Origin of the sequence: Stenotrophomonas lacuserhaii (assembly GCF_039674585.1) — a bacterium.
In the GTDB taxonomy this organism is placed as follows: Bacteria; Pseudomonadota; Gammaproteobacteria; order Xanthomonadales; family Xanthomonadaceae; genus Stenotrophomonas; species Stenotrophomonas pennii_A.
Window position 1 is genome coordinate 1 of the sequence record NZ_JBDJNU010000078.1, and the last position, 5351, is coordinate 5351.

Genomic DNA, 5351 nt, shown 5'->3' on the forward strand with positions numbered 1-5351 from the left:
TGGCTGTGCAGGACCGTCTTTTCGCATGGATGCGAAAAGCGAGCCTACACGGACGTACTTGCGGCGTGTCCTGCACAGCCACCCCGCCCCGCCAACACACAGCCTGCAGCTTTTGACGTTGACGTTGACGTTGACGTTGACGTTGATGTTCTTACAGGTGACGCAGATCCTGCCGCAGGGTCGCCACGCAGCGGCGACTTACCTCCAACGGCTGCTTGCCGTGCCGCAATACCGCCTGCACCTGCCCGGCCGTGCCGCGGCGCAGTTCGATCAGCTCGTGGCGGGCCACCAGGCAGTTGCGGTGGATGCGCACGAAACGCGCAGCGAACTCTTCTTCCAGCGACTTCAGCGATTCCTCTATCAGGTCTTCGCCGCGTGCATGGTGCACCACCACGTACTTTTCCTCGGCCTGCAGATAGTGGATGTCTTCCACCGGAATCAACCGCAGGCCGCCACGCAGGCGCGCGCACAACACGGTGCGCGCACGGCCATCGCCGTTGCCCTGCGCGTCGCCCCGCCCCGCCAGGAAAACGCGTGCGCGCTCGATCGCCGTCGCCAGCCGCTCCGGCCGCACCGGCTTCATCAGGTAGTCGATCGCCGCCGCTTCAAAGGCCGACAGCGCATGCGCATCGTAGGCCGTGCAGAACACCACCGCCGGGCGCGGTTCGAAGGTCGCAAGATGCCGCGCGGTCTCCAGCCCATCCAGCCCGGGCATGGCGATATCCAGCAGCACCAGGTCCGGCTGCAGTTCCGCACAGGCGTGCAGCGCCTGCTCGCCATTGGCCGCTTCGGCGACCACCGAGACATCGGGGAGATCGGCCAGCAGCGACTGCAGGCGCTCACGCGCCAGCGGTTCGTCATCTGCGATCACTACCCTCACGGCGCGCTCCCCTCATCGAACCGGTATGGCGATGCGGCATTCATAGTAGCCCCCGCTCCAGCCTGCCGTCATCCGCGCGGCCGGACCGAAGCGCCAGGCCAGCCGGTGGGCGATGTTGTGCAGGGCGTGCCCGGTGCCGCGTGACAGCGACAAGGCCGGTGCGCTGGGGTCCGGTGCCGGATTGCGGATCAGGATCTGCAGCACGCCATCCACGCAGGCCAGCTCCAGTTCGATCAGGCCCCCTTCGGGCAATCGCGATATGCCGTGCAGCACCGCGTTTTCGACCAGCGGCTGCAGCACCAGGCGCGGCATCGGCTGCTGCCAGGGCAGTTCGGCAGGTCGCTGCCAGCGCACCTGCAGACGTTCGCCCAGCCGCAGCGATTCGATGGACAGGTAACGCTCGGCCAGTTCGCATTCTTCATGCAGCGTCGAATCGCCTTCGCCTGCACCCAACGCAGCGCGGAACAGGTCGGACAGGTCGAGCACCGCGCGTTCGGCCACCACCGCATCGCGCCGTACCAGGCTGGCGATGAGGTTCATGCTGTTGAACAGGAAGTGTGGGCGGATGCGCGCCTGCAGGGCATCGGCTTCGGCGCGTGCCTGTGCCTGCACCTGCGCCGCCCAGCGATCACTGACATAGAAGTAGCGCAGCGCCACCGCGCTGATCAGTGCGGTGGTGGCCGCACTGCCCAGGGTGAACCGCCAGAAGCCGATGCCGTTGGCGAAGTCATCACCGAGTGCCGCATACAGGGCATGGATGATGCCCGCGCCGATGACCGCGATCACCGCGGTCAGGGCAATGGCCGCCACCGATCCCGGTAGCGCAGGCAGGGTCGAAAGCGGCTTGCGCAGCCCACACAGCGCCACGGTGACCGCCACCGCCAGCCACAATGCGAATCCACTCGCCGACAGCAACCGGCCCACGCTCCAGTGGCGTCCATCGTCAGGCGCCAGCGCCAGCACCACCACCACCAGCAACGCCAGCCCGCACATCGCGGCCAGCCGCGGCAGCCGGCACAGCTCGGGCATCCAGGGCGTGGCGGCCGGGGTGCTCATGCGTCAGCCAGCCTGCAGGCGGGTCTGCAGCCAGTCAGCAAGTGCGCTGATCTCTTCGCCACACACCTGGTGGGCCATCGGATAGGACTGCCACTGCACCTCCACGCCCAGCGTGCGCAGCGTGGCGGCGGTGTGTTCGGCCACCTGCAGCGGAATCACCGGATCCTGCGTGCCGTGCGCCATGAACACCGGCACCTGCACGGCGCCATCGATGCGCGCGGCGGTTTCGGCTTCGGGCAGGTAGGTGGACAGGGCGATCAGCCCGGCCAGCGGTGCGGTACGTTGCAGGGCAGCGGTCAGGATCACCGCCCCGCCCTGCGAGAAGCCCGCCAGGAAGATGCGCTCGGCCGGGATGCCACGGTCGATCTCGCGCTGGATCAGCGCATCGAGCTCAACCACCGAGGCACGCACACCGTCCATGTCCGCGCGCGAACGGAAGTCCATGCCGACGATGTCGTACCAGCCACGCATCGGCACGCCGTTGTTGATGGTGATCGGACGCACCGGTGCATGCGGGAACACGAAGCGCAGCGCCGGCCAGCCCGGACGCACCAGCTCGGGCACGATCGGGGCGAAGTCGTTGCCGTCCGCGCCCAGTCCATGCAGCCAGATGACTGCCCATTGCGGCGATGCGCCGGTTTCCTGTTCCACCGTCTGCAGCATGTTGCGGCTCCTCGTTATCCAGGCCGCATTATGCGCGACTCAGTACAGCGGCGGCTTCGACAGCGCTTCGCGACGCAGCTGCGCGGCACGCACCAGCACGTCCGGCGGGTCGCGTTCTTCGGGGATATCCATCAGCTTCAACCGGCGCAGCCAGCTGCCCGGACCGCGCGAAGAGGTCAGCGCCACCACCGGGATGGACAGCATCATGCCGATCACCACCGGGGCCATCCAGGCCGCCAGCGCAGGCGAAACCGCCCAGGCCAGCACGCCCATGAAGGCGCCGAACAGGCTCAGGCCACCGTAGGCCTTGACCAGCGCGAACCAGTCCACGCGGCCATCGTCGCGCTGCTGGGCATCCCAGCCCGAATCCTTGCCGGCCAGCACTTCGGCCACGCCGCGCGACTGCACGTACATCACCACCGGGGCCATCAGCGCGGCCAACACGGTTTCCAGCAGCATGGCGATGAACATCCGCACCGCCCCGCCACACCCGCGACGGCAGGCCGGTTCCAGCAGGGTGGCCAGGTAGCCGAGGATCTTCGGCATCAGCAGCACGCCCATGGTCACCGCGAACAGCCGCACCACGTGGGTTTCGTCCTGGGTGCGCCAGTAGACACTGGGCGAAAGGTGCAGCACGCCGTTGAGGTCGATGCCTTCCTGGAACAGCGGGATGGCAATGCCGATCAGCATCAGCATCGCCCACATCGGGGCGGTGAAGTAATGGCCGATGCCGATCAGCATGTGCACCCGGCTGATCCAGTGCAGGCCGCGGCTGCCGACGATCTTGCCGTGCTGCAGGTTGCCCTGGCACCAGCGGCGGTCGCGCACCATCATGTCGGTCAGCGTCGGCGGGCCTTCTTCGTAGCTGCCTTTCAGATACGGCACCATGTGCGCGGCCCAGCCACCGCGACGCATCAGCGCGGCTTCGACGAAGTCATGGCTGAGCACGTGGCCGCCGAACGGCTCGTGCCCGGGCAGCGCAGGCAGGCCCGCGTTTTCGGCGAAGGCCACGGTGCGGATGATCGCGTTGTGGCCCCAGTAATTGCTTTCCGCACCGTGCCACCAGGCCACGCCGCGGGCGATCACCGGCCCGTACACGCGGCCGCCGAACTGCTGCATGCGCGAGAACAGCGTGCGGCCGCCGACCACCACCGGCAGGGTCTGGATGATGCCCACGTCCGGGTTGTGTTCCATGCCGGCGGCGAGCCGGACGATGGTGTCACCCGTCATCAGGCTGTCGGCATCCAGGATCAGCATCTGGGGGTAGTCGCCGCCGAAACGGCGCACCCAGTCGGCGATGTTGCCCGCCTTGCGCCCGCCGTTGTCGGCGCGACGGCGGTAGAACAGATGATCATGTGCGTCCAGGGTCTGGCGCAGTTCGCAGAACACCTGTTCTTCGGCGCGGGAAATGTCTTCGCGGCGCGTATCGCTGAGCACGAAGAAATCGAAGTTGGCCAGCTGGCCGGTGGCCGCCACCGATTCGTAGATCGCCTGCAGCCCGGCCAGCAGCCGCCGCGGGTCTTCGTTGTAGGTGGGCATCAGCAACGCGGTACGCGTATGCAGCTGCGGCAGCGGCTCGTCCGGGTCGATGCCCAGCCGGTAGCCGCGATCGAACACCGCCGTCAGGAAGCCGGCGACCGCACTGGCGAAGGCCAGCGCGATCCAGCCGAACAGGCCCACGAACAGCACCAGCAGGCAGGCCTCCAGCACGCTGACCCCGTTCGGCGACAGCACCCGCCACATCATCACCGTGGCCGCCGTGGTCATCAGCGCGGTACCGCCGAACAGATAGACGCGGCGCAGCCCGATCAGTCGCGGCGAGGTGCGGTGGCGGCGGATCTTCAGCTCGCCCCGGTGCAGTTCCTGTTCGGGCATGGGCAGCGGCGAGCCGCCGTCGGGCAGCATCGCCACGCCTGCATCCAGCCGGACGTGGGTGGGGGTCTCAGTCATCCAGGTTACCTCGCGTCAACGCACAGGCCCGCCGTACTGCCTGCGCAGCACGAGCCACCCCACGTTTCCCCGTTCCGCACATCGCGCTTCAGGGCCCGCAACCGATCTCTCTCATTACAGGAGCCCACGAATCGCTCACCCGGTAGATTCAAAAAATGCGCCTCAGTCTAGGTCGCTGCGTGTAAGCCGAGCGCGAAGGGGATCTGCGGGGGTTTTCCCCCATTCAGGATAAACCGAGACATGCGCTGACGCACTCCCCCCAATGGATGATAACGATAACAGTTACCATTTGAGAGGGTGGGGGGCAGGCCGGGGCGTGGCGGCCACGGCATGACGACTCTATCGGGAGGTGACGACCGTTGGCCGTCATCGCCTCCATCACGCGGCGGGTCAGCGCGACAGGACGGCCTGGCGTTCGGCGATATCGGCGTCGGCCGCGCGGCGGGCGCGCTCCATCGCCACCGCGATCTGCTGGCGGGCGAGCAGGTGCTGCGCCTGCTGTACTTCCGGGGTCGGCAGCAGCACCGGACCGGGGGTGGTTTCCACTGAAGCGGACTTGCTCATGCATCCTCCAAGGACAATCCGGCGGGCCCGGGCAGCGGGGCGCAGGGCCGACGGATTGCGCACCCTACCCTAAAACCGTGACTGTTGCGTGTAGGGGCGACGCCGCCCGGTAGTGACCGCCGCGCTGTGTCCGGTAGTGACGGCCGCTGGCCGTCAGCAAGGCGGTTGACGGGCAGCAGCCGTCACAACCGGAAGGCGCGGGAGGGGGCGTTCAGCCCGGCCCGCACGTGGCTGTAGT

At 67.7% G+C, this 5351-nt stretch carries 5 protein-coding genes; all 5 read right to left on the reverse strand.

Features of this window, described 5'->3' with window-relative positions:
• Positions 1-151: 151 nt before the first annotated feature.
• The 5 genes from ABE522_RS17310 to ABE522_RS17330 all read right to left on the reverse strand — a co-directional run bounded on the left by ABE522_RS17310 (position 152) and on the right by ABE522_RS17330 (position 5113).
• Positions 152-880 (reverse strand): LytR/AlgR family response regulator transcription factor, encoded by a 729-nt coding sequence (locus ABE522_RS17310; protein ID WP_346592760.1) that lies wholly within the window; start codon positions 878-880, stop codon positions 152-154.
• A gap of 12 nt (positions 881-892) precedes the next feature.
• Positions 893-1936, reverse strand: coding sequence for a sensor histidine kinase (locus tag ABE522_RS17315; RefSeq protein ID WP_346592761.1), 1044 nt, complete (start codon positions 1934-1936; stop codon positions 893-895).
• A gap of 3 nt (positions 1937-1939) precedes the next feature.
• Positions 1940-2599, reverse strand: coding sequence for an alpha/beta hydrolase (locus ABE522_RS17320; protein ID WP_101101233.1), 660 nt, complete (start codon positions 2597-2599; stop codon positions 1940-1942).
• 39 nt (positions 2600-2638) lie between these two features.
• Positions 2639-4549 carry a glucans biosynthesis glucosyltransferase MdoH gene (gene mdoH, locus ABE522_RS17325; RefSeq protein ID WP_346592762.1) on the reverse strand — a complete coding sequence of 637 codons (1911 nt, stop codon included), beginning with the start codon at positions 4547-4549 and terminating at the stop codon, positions 2639-2641.
• Positions 4550-4939: 390 nt separating this feature from the next.
• The gene (locus ABE522_RS17330) at positions 4940-5113 is read right to left on the reverse strand and encodes a hypothetical protein (protein ID WP_182657727.1); all 174 of its coding nucleotides are present in this window, start codon (positions 5111-5113) and stop codon (positions 4940-4942) included.
• Between the last annotated feature and the right edge of the window lie 238 nt (positions 5114-5351).

What these genes read in the sequence shown, in the direction of transcription:
- ABE522_RS17330 (WP_182657727.1), bottom strand. Translation starts at nt 5,113, where the DNA reads ATGAGCAAGTCCGCTTCAGTGGAAACCACCCCCGGTCCGGTGCTGCTG.
- ABE522_RS17315 (WP_346592761.1), bottom strand. Translation starts at nt 1,936, where the DNA reads ATGAGCACCCCGGCCGCCACGCCCTGGATGCCCGAGCTGTGCCGGCTG.
- mdoH (WP_346592762.1), bottom strand. Translation starts at nt 4,549, where the DNA reads ATGACTGAGACCCCCACCCACGTCCGGCTGGATGCAGGCGTGGCGATG.
- ABE522_RS17320 (WP_101101233.1), bottom strand. Translation starts at nt 2,599, where the DNA reads ATGCTGCAGACGGTGGAACAGGAAACCGGCGCATCGCCGCAATGGGCA.